The following is a 24,332-nucleotide window of genomic DNA, read 5'->3' as shown; positions in this document are numbered from 1 at the left end:
GTCGCTCACCGCAGCTTGAGGGTGGACAGGCCGAACAGCACGAGCATGATCGTGATGATCCAGAAGCGGACCACGACCTGCGTTTCCTTCCAGCCGCCGAGCTCGTAGTGGTGGTGCAGCGGCGCCATCCGGAAGATGCGCTTGCCCCCGGTGTATTTGAAGTACAGCACCTGGACCATCACCGACATGGCCTCGGCCACGAACAGGCCGCCCATGATGAAGAGCACGATCTCCTGACGCACGACCACCGCGATGGTGCCCATTGCCGCACCCAGCGCCAGCGCACCCACGTCGCCCATGAAAACTTCTGCCGGGTAGGCGTTGAACCACAGGAAGCCCAGACCCGCGCCCGCGATCGCGCCGCAGATCACCGCCAGCTCGCCGGCGCCCGGGATGTAGGGAACGCCGAGGTACTTCGAGAAACCCATGTGACCAGCCACGTAGGCGAAGATCGCCAGCGCGGCGCTGACCATCACCGTCGGCATGATCGCCAGGCCGTCGAGGCCGTCGGTGAGGTTAACCGAGTGGCTGGTGCCGTTGATGACGAAGTAGGTCAGCACGATGAAGCCGAACACGCCCAGCGGGTAGGACACCGCCTTGAAGAAGGGCACGATCAGTTCGAGCTGGGCCGGCAGCGTGGCGGTCAGACCAAGAAAGCTGGCGGCGGCCAGGGCGATGGCGGAAGTCCAGAAGTACTTCCAGCGGCTCGCCAAGCCCTTCGGATCGCGATAGACCACCTTGCGCCAGTCATCCACCCAGCCCACAGCACCGAAGCCGAGGGTGACGAACAGCACGACCCACACGTATTTATTGCGCAGATCGCCCCACAGCAGGGTGGTGAGGACGATGCAGATCAGGATCAGCGCGCCGCCCATGGTCGGCGTACCGGCCTTGGTGAGGTGGGACTTGGGGCCGTCGTCGCGCACCGCCTGGCCGATCTTCTTGGCGGCCAGCCAGCGGATCACCGGCGGGCCGAAGACGAGGGACAGCACCAGCGCGGTGCCGGCAGCCAGCACCGTGCGCAGCGTGATGTAGCCGAACACATTGAAAAAACGCGCATCCTTGCCGAGCCACAGGGCCAGTTCAAGCAGCATGGTGTTCCCCCGAGTTCATTGCGGAAGAAACTGCAGCCAAGCCGGTACAACACGAACTCATTTCAAGCCTTCTCCGCAATGGCGTCTACGACCCGTTCCATCTTCATGAAACGCGAGCCCTTGACGAGCACCACGGTGTCTTCGTTCAGTTCCGCCTTCACCGCTGCGACGAGATCATCGAGCTTGTTGAAGTGGCGGCCACCTTCTCCGAAGTTGCGCGCCGCAACCTCGCTCATCTCACCCAGCCCGAACAGGAAATCGACGCCCTCGCTCTTGGCGTAGCCGCCGATCTCGTCGTGGTACTGGAAACTCTGTTCGCCAATCTCGCCCATGTCGCCGATCACCAGGATCTTGCGGCCGGGGGTGGCTGCCAGCACCGCGATGCCAGCGCGCATCGAATCGGGGTTGGCGTTGTAGCTGTCGTCGATCACCACCGCGCCGCCGAGGCCCTTGCGCAGATGCAGGCGGCCCGGGGTGCCGGTATAGCCGCCCAGGCCTTCGGCCACCGCGGCCAGCGAGACACCCGCAGCCAGACAGGCCGCTGCAGCCGCCAGGGCGTTGCGGACGTTGTGCTTGCCGGGCACGTTGAGGCGGAACTTCGCTTCGCCCTGGGGCGAGGCCAGCACGATGTCGCTGGCAAAGCCGTGACCGGTGCAGCGGGCCGTCACGTCAGCATCGGCAGACAGGCCGAAGGTGAGCGTGCGGCGCCCGGCGTTGAGGGCCTTCCAGTAGCCGGCGAAGGCGTCGTCGGCATTGACCACCGCCACACCGTCGGACGACAGACCTTCGTAGATCGCGCCCTTCTCGCGGGCGACTTCGTTCACGCTGCCCATGCCCTGCAGGTGGGCGCGCTGGGCGTTGTTCACCAGCGCCACGGTGGGCCGGGCCAGATGCGTGAGATAGCCGATCTCGCCGGGGTGGTTCATGCCCATCTCGATCACCGCCGCGCGGTGGTTGCCGGACAGACGCAGCAGCATCAGCGGCAGGCCGATGTCGTTGTTCAGGTTGCCCTTGGTGGCGAGGACTGCGAGCTCCGGATCGAAGCCGTCGATGCGGGCCTGGGCGCGCAGGATGGCGGCGCACATTTCCTTCACCGAGGTCTTGCCATTGCTGCCTGTCACGCCGATCAGCGGCAGGCTGAAGCCGGCACGCCAGCTGGCGGCCAGACGGCCGAGGCCGAGGCGGGTGTCGTCCACCACCAGCAGCGGCAGCGGGACCGGATTGGCCGCCGCCCACGCCCGGTCGACCATCGCCGCCACGGCGCCCTGGGCGGCCACGGCGGAGAGGAATTCGTGGCCATCGAACCGGTCGCCGCGCAGGGCGATGAACAGCTGGCCGGGCTGGATGGCCCGCGAATCGGTGCTGACCGACATGAACGCAACGTTGCCGCCGACGGCGGTGCCGTCCGTGGCCAGCGCGGCTTCCTGGAGATCCATCATGAGAGTTCTCCCTGGGCGTCGTTCCAGGCTTCGAGGGCGTCGCGGGTCTGATCCACGTCCGAAAACGGGTGACGCACGCCGTTGATCTCCTGATAGGGTTCGTGGCCCTTGCCGGCGATGACGATCACGTCGTCGGGCGCGGCGGCGAGGATCGCGCCGCGGATCGCGTCAGCGCGGTCGGCGATGATCTCGACGTCGGCACGGGCGCCAGCGGCGACTTCACGCAGGATTGCCAGCGGGTCTTCGCCGCGGGGGTTGTCGCTGGTGAGCACGACCTTGTCGGCCAGGCGGCTGGCCACTTCGCCCATCAGCGGGCGCTTGCCGGGATCGCGGTCGCCACCGCAGCCGAACACGCAGGTCAGGCTGCCGCCACGGGCCTCGACGGTGGCGCGGATGGCGGTGAGCACCTGCTCGAGCGCGTCGGGCGAATGGGCGTAATCAACCACCACCAGCGGGTCCCCGATGCCGCCGAGGGTCTGCATCCGGCCCACCGGCGGGGTGAGGTCTTCGGCCACCGTAGCGGCTTCCTCGAGGCTGAAGCCCGAGGCCATCAGGGTGCCGATCACCGCCAGCAGGTTGGAGACGTTGAACTGCCCCACCAGATTGGGGCTCAGGTCGGCCGACTCGTTTCCGCTGCGGGCCGTGAAGCGCACGCCGGCCGCAGTGGTGGTGAGACGGTCGGCGAGGACCAGCCGATTGACCGGGGCGGCGTCGGCATTGCTGGCGATCAGGGTGTAGCCGACCACCTGGATGCCGCTGCCGGCCAGGCGCCGGGCCTGTTCCATGCCGAAGCGGTCGTCAAGGTTGAGCACCGCGGCCTTGAGCCCCGGCATGTCGAACAGGCGGGCCTTGGCTGCGCCGTAGTTCTCCATGTTGCCGTGGTAGTCGAGGTGGTCGCGGGTGAGGTTGGTGTGCACCGCCACGTCGAAGTGCAGCCCGTTGAGGCGCCCTTGGTCAAGCCCGATGGACGAGACCTCCATCGCCACCACGTCGGCCTTTGCGGCGCGGAATTCGGCGAGGGTCTGGTGCAGGGTCAGGCTGTCCGGCGTGGTATTGACGCTGGCCTTCAGCGCGCCCGGAAAACCGATGCCGAGGGTGCCGATCACACCGCACTTGCGCCCCAGCGCGCCAAACGCGCGGGACAGCCACTGGGTAACTGACGTCTTGCCGTTGGTGCCGGTCACGCCGACAAGCCACAGGGCTTCGGACGGACGACCGCAGACTTCGTTGGCCAGATGTCCGGCCAGCGAGGCAAGACCAGCGACAGCGATATTGGGAACCTGCAGGGCATCGTCCCACACGTGGCCGTCGCGCTCCCACAGCACCGCGGCTGCGCCGGCATGGACGGCATCGACGATGAAGCGGCGACCATCGACCCGATGCCCCGGACAGGCCAGGAAGACATCGCCGGCGCACACCTTGCGGGAATCGAGGCACAGCTGGGTGACTTCCACCCCGGCGGCAGCCAGTTGGGCGAGCAGATCCTGGGCCTGCTGGCGGGCACTCACGCTCACATGGCCTCCCGGACGGGGGTGACGCCCTGACGGGCAACCTGCAGCGGCTTGAGCGGCGCATCCGGCACAACGCCGAGGGTGCGCAGTGCGCCGCCCGTCACCTGGGCGAACACCGGCGCGGCCACGTCGCCGCCGTAGTGCTTGCCGTTGGTGGGCTCGTCGATCATCACGGCGACGATCAGGCGCGGATCGGAGATCGGGGCGATGCCCACGAAGGAGGCCACGTAACGGTTGGCGTAACGGCCGCCGACGAGCTTCATCGCGGTGCCGGTCTTGCCGCCGACGCGGTAGCCCGGAACGTTGGCCTGCCGGGCAGTCCCACCGGGCTGAACGACCATCTCGAGCATCTGGCGCACCTCGCGGGCGGTCTGCGGGGCGAACACGCGGGAGCCATGCACCGGCGGCGTATCCAGACGCGACAGGGACAAGGGCACGATGTCACCGTCGCGGGCAAACACCTGATAGGCGTTGGCGATCTGCATCAGGCTGACCGACATGCCGTGGCCGTAGGACATGGTGGCCTGCTCGATCGGGCGCCAGCTTTTGGCCGGACGCAGACGGCCGCCGACTTCACCGGGGAAGCCCAGTTTGAGCGGCGAGCCAAAGCCCAGATCATCGAACATCTTCCACATGGTTTCCGGCGGAAAGCTCAGGGCCATCTTGGCCGCGCCGATGTTGGACGACTTCTGGATCACTTCGGCTACCGTGAGGGCACCGTGGGGGTGAGCATCGGAGATCGTCGCTGTGCCGATGGTCATCCGGCCCGGCGCACAGTTGATGATGGTGTTGGCGGTGACCTTGCCCTTTTCAAGCGCCAGCGCGGCGGTGAAGGGCTTCATCGTCGAGCCGGGCTCAAAGGTGTCGGTCAGGGCGCGGTTGCGCAACTGGTCGCCGGTGAGCTTGACGCGGTTGTTCGGGTTGTAGGTGGGCGCGTTGGCCAGGGCGAGGATCTCGCCGGTCTTGGCGTCGATCACCACCACACCACCGGCCTTGGCCTTGTGGTCGGTCATCGCCTGCTTGAGGGCCGCGTGGGCGAGGTACTGGATCTTGTTGTCGATGGACAGCGCGACCTCCCTGCCGTCCTGGGGCATGCGGATGGACTGGACGTCCTCGACCACGTTGCCCCGGCGGTCCTTGACGACCCGGCGGGAGCCCGGCTTGCCGGCCAGCGAAGGTTCGAAGGCGAGCTCGATGCCCTCCTGCCCCTTGTCGTCCACGCCGGTGAAGCCCAGCACGTGGGCCATCACCTCGCCACCCGGGTAGAAGCGGCGGTATTCGCGCTGGTCGTGGACGCCCGGCAGCTTGAGGGCGGCGATGCGATCGGCAAGCTCGGGCGAGACCTGCCGCTTGAGATAGACGAAATCCTTCTCGACACCCAGCTTCTGGTTCAGATCCTGCACCGGCATCTCGAGCAGAGCAGCCAGCTGACGGGTCTGGGACGGATTCAGGCGGGCGTCTTCGGGGATCGCCCAGATCGACTTGACCGGCGACGACACGGCGAGCACGTCGCCCTGGCGGTCGGTGATCTTGCCGCGGGTGGCGGGCACCTCGAGCACGCGGGCGTAGCGGGATTCACCCTTGGCCTGCAGGAACTGCTCGTTCACGCCCTGCAGGTAAGCCGCGCGGCCCACCAGCGCCACCGAGCCGCCCAGCAGGCACAGCAGGACGAAACGCGGCCGCCACGCCGGAAGCTCCGAGCGCAGCAGCGGATTGTGATTGAAGGTGACGCCCTTCTTGGCCTTTTTCATGGCCGCTCCTCGATGGCGATGATCTGCCCGGGCAGAGGCGGGCGCATCGCGAGTTTTTCGCGAGCGAGTTTTTCGATACGGGCGTGAGCCGCCCAGGTGCTTTGTTCCAGTTGCAGCTGGCCCCACTCGACCTCCAGCTGCTGGGAGCGCTGCTGCTCACGCTCGACGGCGGCATAGAGCTTGCGGGCCTGGTGCTGGGATGCCACCACGCCGAGGCTGCTCGCCACCACCAGCATCACGAGAAATCCGGTCAGACGCGCCATGTCAGTCCGCCTGCCTTTCGGCGATGCGCATCACGGCGCTGCGGGAACGCGGGTTGACGGCAATCTCCTCGTCGGACGGGCGCACCTGCTTGCCGACCAGCCCGAGCTTGGGCTTGGGCATGTCGGCGGCACGCACCGGCAGCCGCGCCGGAAGCTGTGGTGGCCGCGACTCGTCGCGCATGAAGCGCTTGACGATACGGTCCTCGAGGGAGTGAAAGCTGATCACCACCAGACGGCCTCCGGCCGCCAGTGCTGCCACAACCTGCGGCAGGACTAGCGACAGCTCCTCAAGCTCTTGATTGACGAAAATCCGAAGAGCCTGGAAGGTGCGCGTCGCAGGGTGCTGGCCCGGCTCGCGCTTCCAGACCGTCGCTTCCACGATCGCGGCAAGCTGTCCAGTGGTTGCGACATGCCCCCCTGCCCGAGCAGCAACAATCGCCTTTGCAATCTCATAAGCAAACCGTTCTTCACCGTATTCCCTCAGTACCCGGGTTATGTCGGCGACCGGCGCTTCTGCCAGCCACTCCGCCGCGGTCATCCCGCGGGTCGTATCCATTCGCATGTCGAGCGGCGCATCAAAGCGAAAACTCATGCCCCGCCCGGCTTCATCCAGTTGAGGAGACGACACCCCCAGATCCAGCAGGACGCCGTCCACCTTCTCCACACCCCGCTCGGCCAGCGCCTCGGCAAAATCCGAGAACGGCGCATGGACGAGTTCAAAACGCCCGTCACCGATCGCCTCGCCCGCGGCAATCGCCTGCGGATCGCGATCAAAGGCGATGAGCCGGCCCTCCGGCCCCAACTGGGCCAGGATCGCCCGGCTATGTCCGCCGCGACCAAAAGTGCCGTCCACGTAAACGCCATCCGGCTTGATCGCCAGCGCCTCCACCGCCTCTTTCAGCAGCACCGTGATGTGCGGTGCGGTACTCACAGCGGCAGGTTTTCCCAACCGGCGGGCATGAGATCCGTGCCCAGGGCGAAGATCGCCTCCTGCTGTTTCTGCCAGCCCGCATCCGACCACAACTCGAAGTGATCGCCCTGCCCCACCAGATGCACCTGCTTTTCCAGCTGCGCAAAGCCGCGCAGCTCGGGCGCGATCAGCACGCGGCCAGCCGAATCCATCTGTTCATCGCGGGCGAAACCCACGAGCAGACGCTTGAGCAGGGCGGAACGCTGATCGAGGCTCGAGCCGGCAAGCACCTTGTCGCGGATCGGCCCCCAGGCGGGAGCGGGATAGATCAGGAGGCAGCGGTGGGGATGCGCGGTGAGGATCAACTCGTTTCCGGCCAGCTCGGCGAGCGCGTCCCGATGCCGCGCCGGAATCGCCAGGCGACCCTTCGCATCGAGACTGAGCGCCGCTGCGCCTTGAAACATTGAAGACCCCACTTTCCAACCCTGACGAACCGGAAAAACTCACTTTTTCCCACTTTCGTCCACTTCGTCCCACTTTAGAGCAAAAAAAATACCCGGTCAAGTTGGGTCCAGAGCAAATCTCTTTTCGCCACAAGCACTTAGGAATTGGACAAGGCCGCGTAGGAAATCCGCTTACAAATCAACGTCAGTAGCGGAGATTGCAAAAGTTGAGGATGAATTCACAGGTCGCGCAGCCGGCCAAAAGGCAGCCGAAAGGCTTTCAGGCGCCAGAGCGCAAAAGAGTGTTTCGCACCAAGGCCTGGCGCGAAAAAAGTCTCAGTCGTGGAGAAAAGTGGAGGAAACGAAAAAAACGTGTGGCGAAGTGGGGAAGTCCGCCGATAAGCCGGGTTCTGTCGAGCGGACCGGTCCGAAAACCAGCCCGCCGGGCAATCATTCCTCTGGTCGACGCGTTACCGCGCCGCTCAAGCAGCCTACCCGGGGACTCAGCGAGCAGCCTCAACGTCCCCCTATTTGGCCTTGCCCCGGATGGGGTTTACCGTGCCGTCCGTGTCACCACGTCCGCGGTGGGCTCTTACCCCACCGTTTCACCCTTGCCTGATCCGCCCGGAGGCGGCCATCGGCGGTCTGCTCTCTGTTGCACTTTCCGTCGCTTTGGCCCGAAGGCGTATGGCGCCCGGCCGTTAGCCGGCATCCTGCTCTGCGGGGCCCGGACTTTCCTCGATGCGCGAACGCACCGCGACTGCCTGGCGAACTTCCCGGCGCGGAGTATAGCCGCTTCAGCAGGCAAAAGCCCGTCGCGTCACTCCGGGTCGCGCAGCTCGGCGGCACGGGAGACCACCTCGTCGATCACGCAGTCGAGGCGCGAATAGAACGAAGGGCTGCTGGAATCTCCCCAGGCAGTAAGGGAATCGCCCACCGAGATGCCAACATCGAGCTCGCCGCAGCCGTCCGCACTGGCAAGCCCGGGCAGGCGGCCGGCGACCCGCCGACCAAGACGCCCGCCCCCCTTGAAGACCACCACCACGTCGCTGGTCTTGGGATCGACACCCAGGCTGCGGACGCCCATCGCACGAAGCGCAGGGCCGTGCTGAACCTCGACCTTCGCGGCCATGACGGGGTCGCTGCGACGCCGATCGACCGGCTGGTCCACCTGCATGTAGAGCACAATGCCCACTGCAAGAAGGATCAACGCCCCGAGGGCGATGACGAGTTTGCGGACATCCATAAAATATCAAAATCAGCAAAAACGATATTGTCTCGCACTTTGCATCTCAATTCATCCGAGCAAGGAAAGGCTGCGTGACGAAAACTGCCCTGTAAGCAATTCTTGCTGCAGCCAGGTTCCGTCGCATCCCGTTACGAGTTGCGCAGACAGGCACTTACACGGCACCGAAGGCGGTGCTGCAATGATGCATGTAAACGACAGGAGTTCCGTGCGATGAAAAGTCCGTTTTGCCGATCGACGCCGCTCGCCCGACGGGCACTGCTCGCGGCGCTCCTCACGGCGGGTACGGCCGTCGCCATTCCGGCTCACGCCGACCGTGGCGGGCGCTTCCGTGGCGGCCCGGGCTGGGGTCCGGCACCACGAATATGGGTCAGCCCGCACCATCACGGCGGCTTCAACGGGTGGTGGATCGTCGGCGCCCCGTGGGTGTTCTACCCTCCCTATTACAGCCCACCGCCCGTCGTTGTCCAGCAAGAAGCCCCCATTGTGCTGCCGGACCTGCCGCCAGCGCCCCAGAGCTGGTATTTCTGCGAGAGCGCCCGCGCCTACTACCCCTACACCCAGACCTGCCCCGAAGGCTGGCGCAGCGTCCCGGCCACGCCGGCCGGCGAAAGCCAGGCGGCGCCACCCGCAGACGTCCAGAACTGGTACTACTGCGAGAGCGCCAAAGGCTATTACCCCTACGTCCAGCGCTGCCCCGAAAAGTGGCGCCCGGTCGCCGCCCAGCCCCGGACACCGCCCCAGGGCACCACGCCGCCGGCCCCCGCAACCGGCCCGGAAGGAGCTTCCAAGCCATGAGCACACCCGAACGCCCGTCCCGTCTGCCCCGCAGCGCCCGCCTGCTGTTGATTCCCCTCGCCCTGCTCGCCGGCTGCGCCAGCCTGCCCAGCGGCCCGCGGGTGGCAGTGATGCCCGCTCCCGGCAAGCCCCTCGATCTTTTCTCGATGGAAGACCGCCAGTGCCGCAATTACGCCGATCAGGCTATCGGCATCGCGCCACGGGATGCTGCCGCCCAGAACATGGTCGGCAGCGCCATCGTGGGTACCGCCATCGGTGCCGCGGTGGGCGGCCTTGCCGGTGGCAATCACGGCGCCGCGACTGGAGCGGCGGTCGGCATGGTAGCCGGGTCAGCCAGCGGGACCAGCCAGGCCGCCTATGCCGGCGCCGACGCCCAGCGCCGCTACGACATCGCCTACCAGCAATGCATGTACGCCAAGGGCAACCAGCTGCCGGGCTACGGCTATCGCGCCCCCGCGCCCGCCGCTGCCGGCGGCGTACCGCACTACTACCCGCCCCCGCCGCCGGCCCCGGCGCTTCCGCCCCGGTAATCCGCTCCAGCCCGGCGGCATCCCGTCGCGGGTGACTTCCCCTGCGCCGTCCGGCACAATCCGGGGCGCAGGAGATCAGCCATGAAATTCGATGTACTCATCGTAGGCGCCGGACTTGCCGGCGCCGCCCTCGCCGCCGCACTTCGCGGCAGCACCCTGAAGGTCGGCATCGTCGAAACCCGCCCCCCGGCCCGCCCGGAGGGCTGGGATGCGCGCATCTACGCGATCAGCCCGACCAACGTGGATTTCCTCTCCGCCATCGGCATCTGGCAGCATCTCGACCCGGCCCGCATGGCGCCGGTGTACGACATGGAGATCCACGGCGACGCCGGCGGCCGGCTCGACTTCTCGGCCTACGACAGCGGCCTGCGCGAGCTCGCCTGGATCCTCGAATCCAGCCTGATGCAGCTCGAGCTGTGGGAAACCGTCAAGCGCCAGCACAACGTCACCCTGATCTGCCCGGCCTCGCCGGCGGCGCTGGCCATCGACGACAGCGCCGCGCGCCTCACCCTCACCGACGGCCGGCGTGTCGAGGCGAAGCTCGTGGTGGCCGCCGACGGCCGCGACTCGTGGGTGCGCCAGGCTGCCGGCATCGGCGCCCGCAACACCCCTTACGACGAGAAAGGCGTGGTCGCCAACTTCCGCTGCGAGAAGCCCCACCGCAACGCCGCCTTCCAGTGGTTCCGCCCGGACGGCGTGCTGGCCTATCTCCCGCTGCCCGACCAGCAGATGTCGATGGTGTGGTCCGCCCCGGATGCCCTCGCCGACGAACTCGTCGCCCTGCCCCCCGAAGCCCTGTGCGCCCGGGTGGCCGAGGCCGGCGGTTATCGGCTCGGCAAGCTCGAACTCATCACGCCGGCCGCGGCCTTTCCGCTGCGCCTGATGCGCGTCGAGACCGCGGTGCGCCCGCGCCTCGCCCTCATCGGCGACGCCGCCCACGCGATCCATCCGCTGTCGGGCCACGGCATCAACCTGGGCTACCAGGACGCCCGCGTGCTGGCCGAGCAGATCAAGGATCTGCCCGCCTGGCGCGACCCGGGCGAGCTGCCGGTGCTGCGCGCCTACGCCCGCGCCCGCGCCGAGGAGACCGCCCTGCTGCAATACACCACCCACGGCCTCAACCGCCTGTTCAAGCCGGCCGACCCGATCCTGTCGGGCCTGCGCAACATTGGTCTGAACCTCACCAACAGCGTGCCTGTCCTACGCAATGCGCTGGTCCGCTACGCCATTGCCGGCCGCTTCTGAACCCCTCTACACGCCGCCCCTGGAGATTCCCGGATGAAATTCCCCTTCGTACGCTCGCTGCTCGCGACCCTCTTCCTCGCAGCCGGCGTCGCCCATGCAGCCACCGACGAAGCCTCGGTCAAGAAGAACCTCGAAACCTTCGTGGGCGGCCCGGCCGTCGACAGCGTCAAGAAGACGCCCTACGGCGGGCTCTACGAAGTGGTGCTCAAGTCCGGCGAGCTGATCTACACCGATGCCACCGTGAGCTTCATCATCGATGGCAGCCTGATCGACGCCAAGACCCGCAAGAACGTCACCCAGGCCCGGATGGCCCAGCTCCTCAAGATCGACTTCGCCACCCTGCCCCTCGATCAGGCCATCAAGCAGGTGCGCGGCAACGGCAAGCGCGTCATCGCCAGCTTTGAAGACCCGAACTGCGGCTACTGCAAGCGCCTCGCCAAGGACATGCAGGGCCTCAAGGACGCCACCATCTACACCTTCCTGTACCCCATCCTGAGCCCGGATTCCACCGAGAAGTCGAAGAACATCTGGTGCGCCAAGGACCGGGCCACCGCCTGGAACGACTGGATGACGGCCGGCAAGGTGCCCGCCGCCGCCGCTGCCAGCTGCGACACCAGCGCCATCGACAAGAACGTGGCCCTCGGCCAGAAGATGAAGGTCTCAGGCACGCCCACCATCTTCACCGCCGACGGCAACCGCCTGCCCGGCGCCGTGCCCCTGGCGCAGCTCGACCAGGCCATGAACCAGGCCGCCGGCAAGTAAGCTCGGACGCCCCACGCAACAAGGGCTGCCCGCGGGCAGCCCTTTTGTTTGTACCGATCCGGTCGGATCAGGCCGCCGCCCGGGGCCGACGGGGGCGCGGCACCGGCAGGCAATGGGCTGCCGGCCGGCCCAGCAGATGGCCCTGCAGCCAATCCACACCAGCCTCCCGCGCCACGTCGAGCTGCAGCGGGTTCTCGATGCACTGGCACACCACGCTCATGCCGAGGCGCCGGACCTCGGCGGAGAGCTCGGTCATCACCCGCTTGGCGAGGCTCAGGTGGCCGGCGTGGCCGATCAGGCTGCGGTCGAGCTTCACCACGTCGGGGGCCAGTTGCTCCAGCCTTTCCAGATCGGACGTATGCCGACCGAAGTTGTCGATGGCCACCCGGTAGCCCCGCTCCCGGTATTCGGCGATCGCCGCGGCCAGCGGCGCGACGGGCTCGAAGCCGTCGTCGGAGAGCTCCAGCATCACCCGGTCGGAGGTCAGCCCGCAGCGGGCCAGCACCGTCTCGAACACATGACCGTGGTGGTCGCGCACCGCGCGGATCAGCTGGGGATGCACATTGAGGGCCAGGAAGCCCCCGTGCTGCTCCCGCTCCAGCAAAAAGTTGAGGGCATGCAGGGTGCGCGCCATGCGATCCAGGTGCACCAGCTCGGCATCGTCCCGGGCTTCCAGGAACACCGTCTGGGCCGGCGCGGCAGTTGCGCCCAGCACGTGCAGATGCGCCTCGTGCCCGGCCGGCTGGCTGCCGGCGCGCTCGACGATGGGCTGGAAGCGCGTCCCGAAGACCCGTCCGCCAAAGTGCATGCGCACCTGCCCGTCGACGAACCGGAAGCCCTCGTCCTCGCCACCGCGGACGAGCCGGTTGCGCTTGTTGAAGTAATGGACGAGTTCGGTAAGGGGCACGATGGTCTCCAGGATGCAGATTGGATGGCGACTGGGGTCAGGCGCCAGCTTCGCACGGTAGCGCGGAGCCCCGTGCGGGCAAACCATGAATTTACGAAAAACTTATTACAAATCTACGATCTACGCTTAGCCCCGCGCAAAAGAAACGCCCGCCTTGGGCTCGCTGGCGCCCGCCGACCAAAGCCCGGGCGCGGCGCGCGCAAGTCAGAGATCAAATCGCGCAAGTCTGGCTTGCGATCTTCAAAGAAGAACTTGCGGCCTCCCAAGTCGGACTTCGGATGTTTCAACCCGGACTTCGGCCTTTCCAGCTCGGACTTGCAGTTTTTCAAAGTCAGACTTCGGATGGCCCAAGTCTGACTTACACGCGCCCAGGTAAAACTTGCAAAGCCCCAAGTCCGATTTGGAACCGTTCAAGTGTTTGCCAAGCGATTTCAAGTCGGCGCCTGACGCGCCGACCCCGGGCTTCGACCTCAGCGCGGCACCTGATCACGCGGATAGAGCACCCACATCTCGCCCTTCTGACGCATCCGCCCGGCCTGGGCGCCGGCTTCGGCGCCGAAGCCCCAGTAGAAGTCGCCGCGCACGCCGCCCTTGATGGCGCTGCCGGTGTCCTGGGCCAGCATCAGGCGGCGCAGGGGCTGGCTGCTGTTGGGCTGGGTGGTGGAGAGGAACACCGGCGCCCCCAGCGGAATGCTGCGCGGGTCCACCGCCAGGCTGCGCCCGTCGGTGAGGGGCTGGCCCAGGGCGCCCACCGGGCCGCCATTGGTGTTCGGCACTTCCCGGAAGAACACGTAGCTCGGGTTGGCGTTGAGCATCTCCTGCAGGCGGCCGGGGTTGGCCCGCGCCCAGTTCTTGATGCCGTCCATCGAGGCTTGATCGATGCGCAGCTCGCCCTTGTCGGCCAGCCAGCGGCCGATGGACTGGTAGGGATGGCCGTTGGTGTCGGCGTAGGCGATGCGCACGATGTTGCCGTCGGGCAGCTTCACCCGGCCGGAGCCCTGCACCTGCAGGAAGAACAGATCCACCGCGTCGTCGGCGTAGAGGATGGCCTTGGCCGCAAACTTGTCGGCCATCCGCGCCACCTCGGCGCGGGAGTAATACGGCACCACCTTCTTGCCCACCAGCCGGCCGCGCAGACGCTGGCCCTTGAGATCCGGCAGCACCTCGCCCAGATCTATGGACAGCAGATCGTCCGGCACGCCCAGCACCGGCCAGTTGTAGGCTCCGCCCTTGTGGCGGCTGCCGTTGATGAGGGGCTCGTAGTAGCCGGTGATGAGGCCTTCCTTGGTGCCGTCCGGGTTGCTCACCCGCCACGGGGTGAAGCGCGACTCGAAGAAATTGCGCACCGCCGACGCGCCCGGGCGCTCGCCCAGCCCGCGGGCCGCTTCGCAACTGGCGGCCCACACCGCCTGCCGGCCGATGGCCCGGCACGACGCCAGGAAGGCCGGCCAGGCCTCGTCGATGGCGTCGCCGCTCCAACCCGGCAGATCGGCCCACGCCGCCGGCTGCAGCGGACGCGCGAGCGGCTGGGGCGCCGGCGCGCCACCGGTGGGCGCGGGCGCCGTAACCGCCGGCGACGTCACCGGCGCAGACGGCTGAACCACCGGCGCCGACGGGCCGCTCACCGGACGCGGTGCGCCGGCACAGGCCGCCAGCAGCAGCGCGGCGCAGGTGGCAGAAAGACGGGACAAGGCAGGAGAAGCGGGGATGGAGCGGAAGGGGTGGAACATGGATGGGGTACACTCGCGGCTGGCAATCATTACCCGCCCGAGTATAACCACCGGCCCGCCTGGCCGGGCCTGCAAAGGATGCGCCATGTGGCTCGTCGGCCTCGAACTCGGCCTTGTCGCCGCGCTGCTTCTCATCGTCGCCCTCGCCCTGCGTAGCCCGAAGAAGAACGACACGGAAGACCGCCCCGATGACTGATCTCAACCAGTTCCTCTCCCGCGCCGAGCGCCTGCTCGAACGCCTCGAACGCTTCCTCCCGGCCGACGCCGCGCCGCCCGACTGGAGCGCCTCCACCGCCTTCCGCTGGCGCAACCGCAACAACGCCAAGGCCCTGCTGCCGGTGCCGCGCCCCCACCAGATCCGCCTCGACGACCTGCAGGACATCGAGGAGAAGAAGGAGCGCATCGTCGCCAACACCCGCCAGTTCCTGGCCGGCAAGCGCGCCAACAACGTGCTGCTCACCGGCGCCCGGGGCACCGGCAAGTCGTCGCTGGTGAAGGCCCTGCTCAACGAATTCGCCGGCGCCGGGCTGCGCCTCATTGAGGTGGACAAGGACGACCTGATCGATCTGCCCGACATCGTCGAGCTGGTGCAGGACCGCCCTGAGCGCTTCATCCTGTTCACCGACGACCTCTCCTTCGAGGACGGCGAGCCCGCCTACAAGGCCCTCAAGAGCGTGCTCGACGGCTCCCTGGCCGCGGTGCCCGACAACGTGCTGATCTACGCCACCTCCAACCGCCGCCACCTGATGCCCGAGTACTTCTCGGAGAACGCCGCCACCAAGCACGTGGACGGCGAGGTGCATCCGGCCGAGGCGGTGGAAGAGAAGATCTCCCTCTCGGAACGCTTCGGGCTGTGGATCTCCTTCTACCCCTTCAGCCAGGACGAATACTTGGCGGTGGTGAATCACTGGCTGGGCGAGTTCGGTGTGCCGGCGGGCGAGATCTCCGCTGCCCGCGGCGACGCGCTGCAATGGGCGCTGCTGCGCGGCTCCCGCAGCGGCCGCGTGGCCTGGCAGTTCGCCCGCGACTACGCCGGGCGCTTTGAATCATGAGCCAGGCGCCTCGCAAGATCGTCCATGTGGCCGCGGCGGTCATCACCCGCCCGGACGGCAGCTTCCTCCTCGGCCAGCGCGCGCCGGACACCTTCTACCCCGGCTACTGGGAATTCCCCGGCGGCAAGGTCGAGCCCGGCGAGACGCCCCGCGACGCGCTGATCCGCGAACTCGACGAAGAGCTGGGCATGAAGGTGGAAGTGGCCTTGCCGTGGATCACCCGCGAGCACGTGTACGAGCACGCCCACGTGAGCCTGCACTTCTTCGAGGTGCCGGCATGGCGCGGCGACATCCACGACAAGGTGCACTCGGCGCTCGCCTGGCAGCACGCCGACGCGATGGACGTGGGCCCGATGCTCCCCGCCAACGGCCCGATCCTGAAGGCCCTGCGCCTGCCGCGCACGATGGGCATCACCCACGCCGCGGAAGCGGGCGTCAATGCCCAGCTGGCGCAGCTCGACGAGGCCCTGGCCGGCGGCCTGAAGCTGGTGCAGCTCCGCGAGGCGGCGCTGCCGACCGCGGAGCGCGAAGCCTTCGCCCACGCGGTGGTGGGCCGCTGCCACGCAGCGGGCGCCCTCGTCGTCGTCAATGATGATGCTGAGCTCGCCCGCTCCATCGGCGCCGACGGCCTGCACCTGCCGGCCCGGCGACTCGCGGAGATCGATGCAAGACCCGATTTTGAATGGGTTGGCGCGTCCTGCCACAACCGAGCCGAGCTGGAAAAGGCCGCCGCCCTGGGCCTGGATTACGCGCTCCTCGGCGCGGTCAAGCCCACCCAGAGCCATCCCGGGCAAGCCGGGCTGGGCTGGGAGGCATTCGGCAAGCTGGTGGAACGGTTGCCCCTACCAGTGCTCGCCCTGGGCGGGCTAACGCCGAACGACCTGTCCGACGCCAAGGCGGCTGGCGCCCACGGCATCGCCGGCATCCGGGCGATCTGGGGGTAAACGAAAAACCGGCCGCTCAGTGCGGCCGGTTGAGGGGATCGGTGTCGTTGTCGAGGGGCGTCTCGCCCGCCACCCGATACTGATCGGTCGCCCACGCACCCAGATCGATCAGACGGCAACGGTCGGAACAGAATGGCCGCCACTTGTTCTCCGGCACCCACTCGACGGCGGTGCCGCAGGTCGGACACTTGACCACGCGGGGCTTGCTGGGCGTCGTCATCAGAGATTGCAGAAAGTCAGCTCGAAGGGCACATCCACGTCCACCTGACCCGGTCGGGTCACGGTTTCGGCGTGCATCAGGCGGATGTTGAGGGCGTACTTGTTGGCGCTGGTTTCCGGCACGCACATGGCACCGCCGTGCAGACGGATACGGATCATCTGCACCGTGCGCCCACCCATGGTCTGCTGGAAGGCGCCGCGGTGGGCCACCTGGGATTCGGGCCGGCCGCTGGCGCGCAGGAGGCGCAGCACGATGGCGAGGCCGTCGCGGATCGGCAGCAGGGGCTGGACCCATGACATCAGATCGCGCCGGCGCAGTTCGACCTCGCGGTTGAGCCAGTGATGGTAGGACGGCAGATCGAATTCACAGGCACCGCCGGGAATCGCCGCGCGGCTGCGGATGTTCATCAGCCATTCGTTCTCGCGCAGATACTGGCCGGTCTTGCCGGCCATGGCGAGGAGCGAGGCCGACGCCTGCTCGATCTCGTAGAGGGCGCCGGAGAGGGCTTCCTCGGAAATCTGGGGATTGTTGCGGAAGGACAGGAGGATCTGGCGCTGCCGTTCGAGTTCCTGCACCAGGTCGACCTTGAGATCGGCACGGCTCGCGACTTCGAGGATCTCGAACAGGGTGACGAGCGCCACGTGGTGTTCGAGCGAGCCTTCGGCGCGCACAAAGTGCATGACCTTCTCGAAAAGGTCTTCCAGCCTCAACAGCGTGCGGATCCTCTCGTTGAGCGGATATTCGTAAGTGATCACGCGCGCGCCTGGATAAGGTATGGAAAATTGACGGTCAGACCGGCGCGAATCATATCACAGGCCCTGCGCCCGCGCCGCGCGGGCCAGGTAGTCGGCGTGCAGACGTGCCACCTGGGAGCGCAGGGCATCGAGGCTGCCGGCGTTGTCCACCACGTCATCGGCAGCGGCCAGCCGGGCTGCGCGGGACGCCTGAACGGCCATGATCGCGCGCACCTGATGCTCGTCGAGCCCGCTGCGGCTCATCACCCGTGCCACCTGCGCATCCTCGGGGCAATCGACGACGCATAGCCGCGCCACGCGTTCGCGGTAAGTGCCGGATTCGATCAGCAGCGGCACCGCCAGGATCACGTAGGGCGCGGTGGCGGCGCGGCACTGGCGTTCGCTCTCGTCGCGGATCATCGGGTGCAGGATGGCCTCGAGGCGTTTGCGGGCGTCGGGGTCTTCGAAGGCCAGCGCGCGCATCCCCGGGCGGTTGAGGGCGCCGTTGTCGGCCACCACGCCGGCGCCGAAGGCGGCCTCGATGGCCGGCATCGCCGCGCCTTGGGGGGCGGTGAGCTGGTGGGCGATGAGATCGGTATCGACGATGGCCGCGCCGAAATCACGAAAGAGATCCGCCGCAGCGCTCTTGCCGCTGCCGATTCCGCCGGTCAGGCCCACCACAAAAGGCCGCAATGTCATGGAGCACATTCGAGACGATTGGCACCCCGGAGCCGCTCGGAAAGATCGCTCGCCAGGGTGGCCAGACTGTCGGACGGGCCGCGCACCTCGACCCGCAGCACATTGGCGCCGCGGCTGGCGATCTGCGCGCTGCGCACGCCCTTTTCACGCAGCAGGTTGAGATGACGGCCGGCGGCCTGTTCGTTCTTGAAGAGGCCGAGGGAAATCGCAAACTGGTTGGGGCCGGCATCCTGGACGATGAACAGATCCTCCACGCCCAGCCGGCGAAGCTCGGCCGCCTTGCGGTCGGCGCCTTCCTTGTTGCCCTGGCTGGGGATATGCACCCACCAGGACGTGGTTCCGACACCGCGACTCTCAGAAAGCTTGAAGCCGGAGCCCGTTTTGGCGACCCGCGCCGACAGCTCGGCGGCCTGATCCGCGGTGAGGCCGCTGAACGCCACGCAGGCCGGCGGCGCGGCATCGGCCGCCTGGGTGGGTGGGGCCGGAACGGGCTCGGGGGCCGGTGCCGATTCGGCGGGTGCCGCCACGACAGGAGCCGGAGCCGGAGCCGGCTGCGACGACTCCACGACGAGGCGAAGCCGCTCCGGATTGAGCTGGTTGCTCAGTCGCTCGGGCTCGCCGCCGGACGAGCCAGCACCGAGCCCGCCTTTCCAGACGGCCAGCGCCAGCAGGTTGGCGAGAACGAGGATGAGGACTGCTACACGTAAAGTGACCATGGCCGCAAGACTAACCCATCACGGTCAACGGGAAAAGGCACCGAATGCCCTGCAGGCGTGGAGAGGCGCGCCGTTACAATTCTTGACGCATATGCGCCAGCCCTTCGAGCACCAGGTTTTCGACCAGGCGCAGCGGGCATTCGAGATGGGGCGCGAGGCTGCCCGCCGCCCCACCGTTGAGCAGGCACAGCGCACCTTCCTCCGCTGCCACCAGCCGAAACATCCGCTCGATGGCCCCCACCTGGGCGTGCAGGCAGCCGGTGACGATGGCGTCGGCGGTACGCCGCGGAGTGGTTTCGAAGCGCCCGTCGGCAAAAGGCAGCTGGGCGGTGTCGCGGGCAAGGGACATGCGCATCAGGTCGAGCCCCGGCAGGATCACCCCACCTTGGAAGATCCCGGCGCCGTCGAGCAAATCTGCCGTTGTGGCGGTGCCAGAGGTAACCACCAGCGCCGCCCTGCCGTGGAGCGCCCGGGCGCCAACGAGCGCAGCCCAGCGGTCCGCCCCCAGCCGCGCCGGGTCGAGATAGGCGTTGCGCACGCCAAAGCCTTCGGCCTGCGGGCGGATCCATTCGGCCTCCAGCCCGCGCTCTGCCAGCATCGCGCCAAGCCGTCCGCCGACGGTGGCGCCGGCCACGTTGGCGCCGAGCATGCGCCGCACCGGCCCCAGCCCCGCCAGCACGTCGGCAAAGCCATCCAGCGCCGACAGCAGCACCGCGCCCTGACCGAGCCAGCGATCGCCGTCGCGCAGCCCCCATTTGAGGCGGGTGTTGCCCACATCGAGAAGCAGATCCATCACGCCAGCCTCAGGGAGACCTCGCCGGAAAGCACCCGGCGACGCCCCTCCGGGGTATCGAGGAGCAGCGCGCCGTCGTCATCGACCCCCGCGCAGGTGCCGGCGAGCTCCTGCGCCTCGCCGAGGATGCGCACCGGCAGGTCGGCAAAGGCGTTGCGCTGCTGCCACGCGGCGCGCAGGGCCGGAAAGCCGGCGGCGGCGTAGAGATCGAGGAAGTGATGAAGCTGGCCGAGCAGCAGCCCGAGCAGGCGGTTCGGCCCCGGCGGCGCGGCCAGACAGGCGGCCAGATCGGTGACGCCGGTGGCGGACTCCACCTGGGCATCGGCAGGCAGGCGCAGGTTGAGGCCGATGCCGATCACCGCCGCCGGCGGACGCCCGCGGGATGACGACAACTCGACAAGGATGCCGGCGAGCTTCTTGCCGCGGATGAGCACGTCGTTGGGCCACTTGAGTTGCACACCCTCGACGCCCAGCTCTTCGAGCATGCGCGCCACCGCCAGGCCGACCACCAACGACAGCCCGGCCGGCATGTGGGGCGCCGGCATGAAATGCCAGCGCAGCGAGAAGGTGAGCCCGGCACCCGGCCACGACAGCCAGCTGCGGCCACGCCGGCCGCGCCCCGCAGTCTGGCGATCCGCCGCCAGCACGGCGATCCGCCCGTCGTCGTCGGCCGGCGTTTCCATCAGCCGGCTGTTGGTGGAATCGCACTCCGGCACCACCACCAGCGAAAACTGCCCGGCCAGCTCGCCCAGCACGGCCGCCACCGCCCCCGCGTCGAGGGCCTCGAAATCGGAATGGCTCAAGAAGGATTACCTGATCGTTGAAACGAATCGGTAATTATGGCGGACAGGGGCGGAAATTGGGGAGCCTGAGGCTTCAAGCCGCCCCAGAGAACCTTCGGACCGAAAGGGGTGGAGAAACCGTAGCGAGCGGCCCGAGGTCGCGACGAGGAGCGGAAACGTACAAGCGTACGTTGAGCACCGGAATCGCGAGATCGGGCCGCGCAGTAGGTTTATCGCCCCTTTCAGGCGTGGTCGGGTTCTTCGAGGCCGAGCTCCTGGATCTTGCGGGTGATGGTGTTGCGCCCGATGCCCAGCAGTTGCGCGGCCTCGATCCGGCGCCCGCCGGTGGCCGACAGGGCGCGGCGGATGAGGATGCGTTCGAAATCGCGGGAGAGCATGTCGAAGACCTCGCCCGGGTGCTGGGCGATGGCCCGATCGGCCTCGGCCATCAGCGCGTCGCCCCAGTTGGCAGGCTGTTCACGGGTGGGCTGGTCCTTGAGTTCGGGCGGCAGGTCGGCCACTTCGACCGTCTGGCCCGGGGCCATCACGGTGAGCCAGTGGCAGAGGTTCTCGAGTTGGCGCACGTTGCCGGGGAAATCCAGGCTCTGCAGGTACTTCAGGGTTCCGTCGGAGAGGCGCTTGGCCTCGACGCCGAGCTCCTGGGCCGACAGGGAGATGAAGTGCTTGGCGAGCGACGGGATGTCATCGCGACGCTCGCGCAGCGGCGGCAGGCGCAGGCGGATCACGTTGAGGCGGTGGAACAAGTCCTCGCGGAACAAGCCCTGGCGCACCCGGTCTTCCATGTTCTGGTGGGTGGCGGCGATAACGCGCACATTGGCCTTGATCGGCTGATGGCCGCCGACGCGATAGAAGTTGCCATCGGAGAGCACCCGCAGCAGGCGGGTCTGCAGCTCGGCGGGCATGTCGCCGATTTCGTCGAGGAACAGGGTGCCGCCCTCGGCTTGCTCGAAGCGGCCGCGGCGCATGGTCTGGGCGCCGGTGAAGGCGCCGCGTTCGTGGCCGAAGAGTTCCGATTCGAGCAGATCGCGGGGGATCGCTGCGGTGTTGATGGCGATGAAGGGCGCGTCCTTGCGCGGGCTGTGGCGATGCAGCGCGCGGGCCACGAGCTCCTTGCCGGTGCCGGATTCGCCGTTGATCAGCACCGTGGCGTGGGACTGGGCGAGCCGGCCGATGGCGCGGAAGACTTCCTGCATCGCCGGCGCCTGCCCGAGGATCTCGGGCACGGACGACAGCTCTTCGACCGCACCGGCCTGGTGGGCGCTCTCGTCGATGGCGCGACGCACCAGCTCGACCGCCTGATCCACGTCGAAAGGTTTGGGCAGGTATTCGAAGGCGCCGCCCTGGAAGGCCGCGACGGCGCTTTCGAGATCCGAGTAGGCGGTCATGATGATGACCGGCATCTGGGGGAAGCGCGCCTTCACCTTCGAGAGTAGCGCCAGCCCGGATTCGCCGGGCATGCGGATGTCCGACACCAGCACCTGGGGCGGCTGGGTGGCGCTGTCGAGCGCGGCCAGCACTTCGGCCGCCGTACCGAAACTCTTGTACGGAATCTCCTCCCGGGCCAGGGCTTTTTCGAGCACCCAGCGGATCGAGCGGTCGTCATCAACAATCCAGACAGAATTCATGTCACTCACACGCACAAAAGTGAAACGGGCAAAAGGTTTGATCGCGGGCAGGGCCGGGATGGGTCGGGCTCAATGCACCAGTCTGGTGCGCTTTGCGAACCGCCATCAGCCCTCCCCGTCCCGGGCGATCGGCAGATAAACCGTGAAGCAGGTGCGACCCGGGCGCGACTCCACGTCGATCGCGCCCTGGTGCTGCTCGATGAAGCTCTGGGCCAGCGACAGACCGAGGCCGCTGCCGTTCTCGCGGCCCGAAACCAGCGGGTAGAAGATCTTGTCGCGGATCTTGTCGGGGATGCCGGGGCCGTTGTCGATGACCTGCAGCTGCAGCGCCAGTTTGAAGCGGCGCTTGGCCATCGTGACCTGGCGGGCGGCGCGGGTGCGCAGCACGATCTCGCCCACGCCGTGGAGGGCCTGGGCGGCGTTGCGCACGATGTTGAGGATCGCCTGGATGAGCTGCTCGCGGTCGCCCGTGATGTAGGGCAGGCTGGTGTCGTAGTCGCGACGCACCTCGATCGACGGAAACTCGGCCAGCGTAAGGCGGCGCACCCGCTCCAGCACGTCGTGCAGGTTGAGCTGGGTGGGCTGCATCATCCGGTGGGAGGTGAGCAGGCGGTTCATCAGCTCCTGCAGGCGGTCGGCCTCGGCGATGATGACCTGGGTGTATTCGCGCAGCTGCGGATCATCGAGCTCGCGCTCCAGGAGCTGCGCCGAACCGCGGATGCCACCCAGCGGGTTCTTGATCTCGTGGGCAAGATTGCGGATCAGCTCGCGGTTGGCCTGCTGCTGGTGGGCGAGCTGCTCTTCGCGCGCCACCTTGAGGTGCGCGTCCATCGGGCGGAACTCGAGCAGCAGGCGGGCCTCGGCGCACTCGACGGGCGTGACGGTGCAGTCGAGGTGCAGCGGCTCGAGCCCCGGCCGGGCAACCGTGAGGTTGTGGCCGGTGTAGCTCCAGTTGTCCCGGAGCACGTTGTTGAGCGCGCTGCCCAGGCCGGCGGGCTCGCCAAGCAGGCGATGCAGGGCGTAACCGATGATCTTGCGGCTGCTCACCGCAAAGAGGTTTTCTGCGCCGGGATTGAGATACCGGACGACCAACTGGTCATCCACCAGCACGACTGCGGATGAGAGCAGTTCGAGGCCGGCGAAGGCGGAAGGCGAGGAATCGGGCTGGTCGTTTTGCATAAGATTACCTATGCAAGAAGCAGACCACATCGAAGGCACCCACCCGAAGTGCCTCCGTCAACCGCGTCAGCGCAGGTTGCTGATCTCGCGCCGGAGGGCCTCGATGTTGCGCTCGTGAAGCTGCACCTTGTCTTTGTAGGGCTGCACGCGGTCGAGCACTTTCTGATAGTTGCGCTCGTTGCCATAGCGGACAGATTCCTGCTCCTCGAGTTCCTTGCGGGCCGCCTCGAGGCTCTTCTGCTCGGTGGCGAGTTCCTCTTCGAGGATGCGCCGTCGGTCGGTGTCACGCGCTTTCTGGGTGCCCGAATCCACTCTCGGAAAACCGGCACCTCCAGACGACGCACCACTTTGGGGCGATTGCACTGTCGCAGGGCGCGACACCGGTGCGCTGCCCGGTACCGATGAAACCGCCTGATCCCGAGCCAGGGTATTGCACCCTTTTCCGGACGGCTTGTTGTTGGTGTACGTGACGTGACCAGCCTCGTCAACGCACTTGTAGATGTCCGCCACAGCCAGTGGCGAGCACAGCAGGGAAACCAGCAACAGTGGAATTCGTAAATTCATGGTCGGCATGCCTGGACGCGGGTCACGACAAGTGTAGTGGCGGTGCATGATGAACTCAAAGGGCGTCCTCCACAAACACAAAGGGACGGGCCAAAGCCCGTCCCCAGGTAACGCATCAGCCGGCCAGCACGCTGACCGGCTTCTGATCCGGAAGGATCAGATGGCGTAGTACATCTCGAACTCGACCGGGTGCACTTCGACGCGCAGACGGTTCACTTCTTCCTGCTTCAGGGCGATGAAGGAATCGATGAAGTCGTTGCTGAAGACACCGCCGCGGGTCAGGAACTCGCGGTCCTTGTCCAGGGCTTCCAGAGCCTGTTCGAGGCTGGAGCAGACGGTCGGGATGAGCGCGTCTTCTTCCGGCGGCAGGTCGT

General features: G+C 67.3%; 25 protein-coding genes, 1 other RNA gene and 1 pseudogene. 6 read left to right on the top strand and 21 right to left on the bottom strand.

Translation table 11 applies throughout. The features are described 5' to 3' along the window. Positions 1 to 5: 5 nt before the first annotated feature. From mraY to Q0672_RS10015, 9 genes are all read right to left on the bottom strand, one after another. Positions 6 to 1,094 carry a phospho-N-acetylmuramoyl-pentapeptide-transferase gene (gene mraY / locus Q0672_RS10055; protein WP_153161998.1) on the bottom strand — a complete coding sequence of 363 codons (1,089 nt, stop codon included), beginning with the start codon at positions 1,092 to 1,094 and terminating at the stop codon, positions 6 to 8. Between the two features lie 62 nt (positions 1,095 to 1,156). After that, on the bottom strand, positions 1,157 to 2,533 hold the full coding sequence (gene murF / locus Q0672_RS10050; RefSeq protein ID WP_298621886.1) for a UDP-N-acetylmuramoyl-tripeptide--D-alanyl-D-alanine ligase: 1,377 nt from the start codon (positions 2,531 to 2,533) through the stop codon (positions 1,157 to 1,159). Next, the gene (locus Q0672_RS10045; RefSeq protein ID WP_298621884.1) at positions 2,530 to 4,041 is read right to left on the bottom strand and encodes a UDP-N-acetylmuramoyl-L-alanyl-D-glutamate--2,6-diaminopimelate ligase; all 1,512 of its coding nucleotides are present in this window, start codon (positions 4,039 to 4,041) and stop codon (positions 2,530 to 2,532) included. Before Q0672_RS10045 ends, murF begins: the two co-directional genes overlap by 4 nt. A gap of 2 nt (positions 4,042 to 4,043) precedes the next feature. Beyond that, positions 4,044 to 5,795 (bottom strand): penicillin-binding protein 2, encoded by a 1,752-nt coding sequence (locus tag Q0672_RS10040; RefSeq protein WP_298621882.1) that lies wholly within the window; start codon positions 5,793 to 5,795, stop codon positions 4,044 to 4,046. Continuing rightward, the gene (gene ftsL / locus Q0672_RS10035) at positions 5,792 to 6,058 is read right to left on the bottom strand and encodes a cell division protein FtsL (protein ID WP_153161995.1); all 267 of its coding nucleotides are present in this window, start codon (positions 6,056 to 6,058) and stop codon (positions 5,792 to 5,794) included. Before ftsL ends, Q0672_RS10040 begins: the two co-directional genes overlap by 4 nt. Before the next feature lies 1 nt (position 6,059). Further along, positions 6,060 to 6,989 (bottom strand): 16S rRNA (cytosine(1402)-N(4))-methyltransferase RsmH, encoded by a 930-nt coding sequence (rsmH, locus tag Q0672_RS10030; RefSeq protein WP_153161994.1) that lies wholly within the window; start codon positions 6,987 to 6,989, stop codon positions 6,060 to 6,062. Beyond that, positions 6,986 to 7,432 carry a division/cell wall cluster transcriptional repressor MraZ gene (mraZ, locus tag Q0672_RS10025; protein WP_153161993.1) on the bottom strand — a complete coding sequence of 149 codons (447 nt, stop codon included), beginning with the start codon at positions 7,430 to 7,432 and terminating at the stop codon, positions 6,986 to 6,988. Before mraZ ends, rsmH begins: the two co-directional genes overlap by 4 nt. 362 nt (positions 7,433 to 7,794) lie before the next feature. Continuing rightward, positions 7,795 to 8,187, bottom strand: an RNA gene (gene rnpB / locus Q0672_RS10020) — RNase P RNA component class A. Between the two features lie 44 nt (positions 8,188 to 8,231). Beyond that, positions 8,232 to 8,657 carry a hypothetical protein gene (locus tag Q0672_RS10015; protein WP_298621878.1) on the bottom strand — a complete coding sequence of 142 codons (426 nt, stop codon included), beginning with the start codon at positions 8,655 to 8,657 and terminating at the stop codon, positions 8,232 to 8,234. A 213-nt stretch (positions 8,658 to 8,870) separates the two neighbouring features. On the opposite strand from Q0672_RS10015, the gene Q0672_RS10010 reads away from it, so the two are divergent. The 4 genes from Q0672_RS10010 (at position 8,871) to Q0672_RS09995 (ending at position 11,992) form a co-directional block, all read left to right on the top strand. Then, positions 8,871 to 9,455 (top strand): hypothetical protein, encoded by a 585-nt coding sequence (locus Q0672_RS10010; protein ID WP_298621876.1) that lies wholly within the window; start codon positions 8,871 to 8,873, stop codon positions 9,453 to 9,455. Next, entirely contained in the window at positions 9,452 to 9,985 is a 534-nt protein-coding gene (locus Q0672_RS10005; protein ID WP_298621874.1) for a YMGG-like glycine zipper-containing protein, read from the top strand. Before Q0672_RS10010 ends, Q0672_RS10005 begins: the two co-directional genes overlap by 4 nt. A gap of 81 nt (positions 9,986 to 10,066) precedes the next feature. Beyond that, positions 10,067 to 11,230 (top strand): UbiH/UbiF family hydroxylase, encoded by a 1,164-nt coding sequence (locus Q0672_RS10000; RefSeq protein ID WP_298621872.1) that lies wholly within the window; start codon positions 10,067 to 10,069, stop codon positions 11,228 to 11,230. Between the two features lie 33 nt (positions 11,231 to 11,263). Continuing rightward, the gene (locus tag Q0672_RS09995; protein ID WP_298621870.1) at positions 11,264 to 11,992 is read left to right on the top strand and encodes a DsbC family protein; all 729 of its coding nucleotides are present in this window, start codon (positions 11,264 to 11,266) and stop codon (positions 11,990 to 11,992) included. 67 nt (positions 11,993 to 12,059) lie between these two features. Here Q0672_RS09995 and Q0672_RS09990 read toward each other — a convergent pair whose 3' ends face one another. Next, a complete protein-coding gene (locus tag Q0672_RS09990; RefSeq protein ID WP_298621868.1) occupies positions 12,060 to 12,899 on the bottom strand; it encodes an EAL domain-containing protein in 840 nt (279 codons plus the stop codon). Positions 12,900 to 13,369: 470 nt separating this feature from the next. Beyond that, on the bottom strand, positions 13,370 to 14,629 hold the full coding sequence (locus Q0672_RS09985; protein ID WP_298621866.1) for an MltA domain-containing protein: 1,260 nt from the start codon (positions 14,627 to 14,629) through the stop codon (positions 13,370 to 13,372). A gap of 188 nt (positions 14,630 to 14,817) precedes the next feature. Between Q0672_RS09985 and Q0672_RS09980 the strand changes: the two genes are divergently transcribed. Both Q0672_RS09980 and Q0672_RS09975 read left to right on the top strand, forming a co-directional pair. Continuing rightward, complete coding sequence (locus tag Q0672_RS09980; protein ID WP_298621864.1) at positions 14,818 to 15,681, top strand: ATP-binding protein; 864 nt, start codon at positions 14,818 to 14,820, stop codon at positions 15,679 to 15,681. Beyond that, positions 15,678 to 16,625 (top strand): Nudix family hydrolase, encoded by a 948-nt coding sequence (locus tag Q0672_RS09975; protein ID WP_298621862.1) that lies wholly within the window; start codon positions 15,678 to 15,680, stop codon positions 16,623 to 16,625. Before Q0672_RS09980 ends, Q0672_RS09975 begins: the two co-directional genes overlap by 4 nt. 16 nt (positions 16,626 to 16,641) lie before the next feature. On the opposite strand, the gene Q0672_RS09970 is transcribed toward Q0672_RS09975, so the two are convergent. From Q0672_RS09970 to glnA, 10 genes and pseudogenes are all read right to left on the bottom strand, one after another. Next, a complete protein-coding gene (locus Q0672_RS09970) occupies positions 16,642 to 16,845 on the bottom strand; it encodes a DNA gyrase inhibitor YacG (protein WP_153161984.1) in 204 nt (67 codons plus the stop codon). Further along, entirely contained in the window at positions 16,845 to 17,600 is a 756-nt protein-coding gene (zapD, locus tag Q0672_RS09965) for a cell division protein ZapD (protein WP_153161983.1), read from the bottom strand. The genes Q0672_RS09970 and zapD overlap by 1 nt, the downstream gene beginning before the upstream one ends. 54 nt (positions 17,601 to 17,654) lie before the next feature. After that, complete coding sequence (gene coaE, locus Q0672_RS09960) at positions 17,655 to 18,278, bottom strand: dephospho-CoA kinase (protein WP_298621859.1); 624 nt, start codon at positions 18,276 to 18,278, stop codon at positions 17,655 to 17,657. Then, positions 18,275 to 18,994, bottom strand: a complete 720-nt coding sequence (locus tag Q0672_RS09955) for an SPOR domain-containing protein (protein WP_298621856.1) — start codon at positions 18,992 to 18,994, stop codon at positions 18,275 to 18,277. The genes coaE and Q0672_RS09955 overlap by 4 nt, the downstream gene beginning before the upstream one ends. A 73-nt stretch (positions 18,995 to 19,067) precedes the next feature. Further along, positions 19,068 to 19,787, bottom strand: a complete 720-nt coding sequence (locus Q0672_RS09950; RefSeq protein ID WP_298621854.1) for a type III pantothenate kinase — start codon at positions 19,785 to 19,787, stop codon at positions 19,068 to 19,070. Then, complete coding sequence (locus Q0672_RS09945) at positions 19,787 to 20,590, bottom strand: biotin--[acetyl-CoA-carboxylase] ligase (protein ID WP_298621852.1); 804 nt, start codon at positions 20,588 to 20,590, stop codon at positions 19,787 to 19,789. Before Q0672_RS09945 ends, Q0672_RS09950 begins: the two co-directional genes overlap by 1 nt. Before the next feature lie 221 nt (positions 20,591 to 20,811). Further along, positions 20,812 to 22,215 (bottom strand): nitrogen regulation protein NR(I), encoded by a 1,404-nt coding sequence (gene ntrC / locus Q0672_RS09940; RefSeq protein WP_298621850.1) that lies wholly within the window; start codon positions 22,213 to 22,215, stop codon positions 20,812 to 20,814. Positions 22,216 to 22,320: 105 nt separating this feature from the next. Beyond that, complete coding sequence (glnL, locus tag Q0672_RS09935; protein WP_153161977.1) at positions 22,321 to 23,394, bottom strand: nitrogen regulation protein NR(II); 1,074 nt, start codon at positions 23,392 to 23,394, stop codon at positions 22,321 to 22,323. 66 nt (positions 23,395 to 23,460) lie between these two features. Then, on the bottom strand, positions 23,461 to 24,006 hold the full coding sequence (locus Q0672_RS09930; protein ID WP_298621847.1) for a DUF4124 domain-containing protein: 546 nt from the start codon (positions 24,004 to 24,006) through the stop codon (positions 23,461 to 23,463). Positions 24,007 to 24,114: 108 nt separating this feature from the next. Next, positions 24,115 to 24,332, bottom strand: a pseudogene (gene glnA / locus Q0672_RS09925) (glutamine synthetase); the annotation flags it as partial.

The sequence above is a fragment of the uncultured Zoogloea sp. genome (assembly GCF_937894855.1).
Taxonomy (GTDB): domain Bacteria; phylum Pseudomonadota; class Gammaproteobacteria; order Burkholderiales; family Rhodocyclaceae; genus Zoogloea; species Zoogloea oryzae.
Note: the sequence above shows the minus strand (reverse complement) of the source record. Positions and strands in the feature narration are given on the sequence as shown.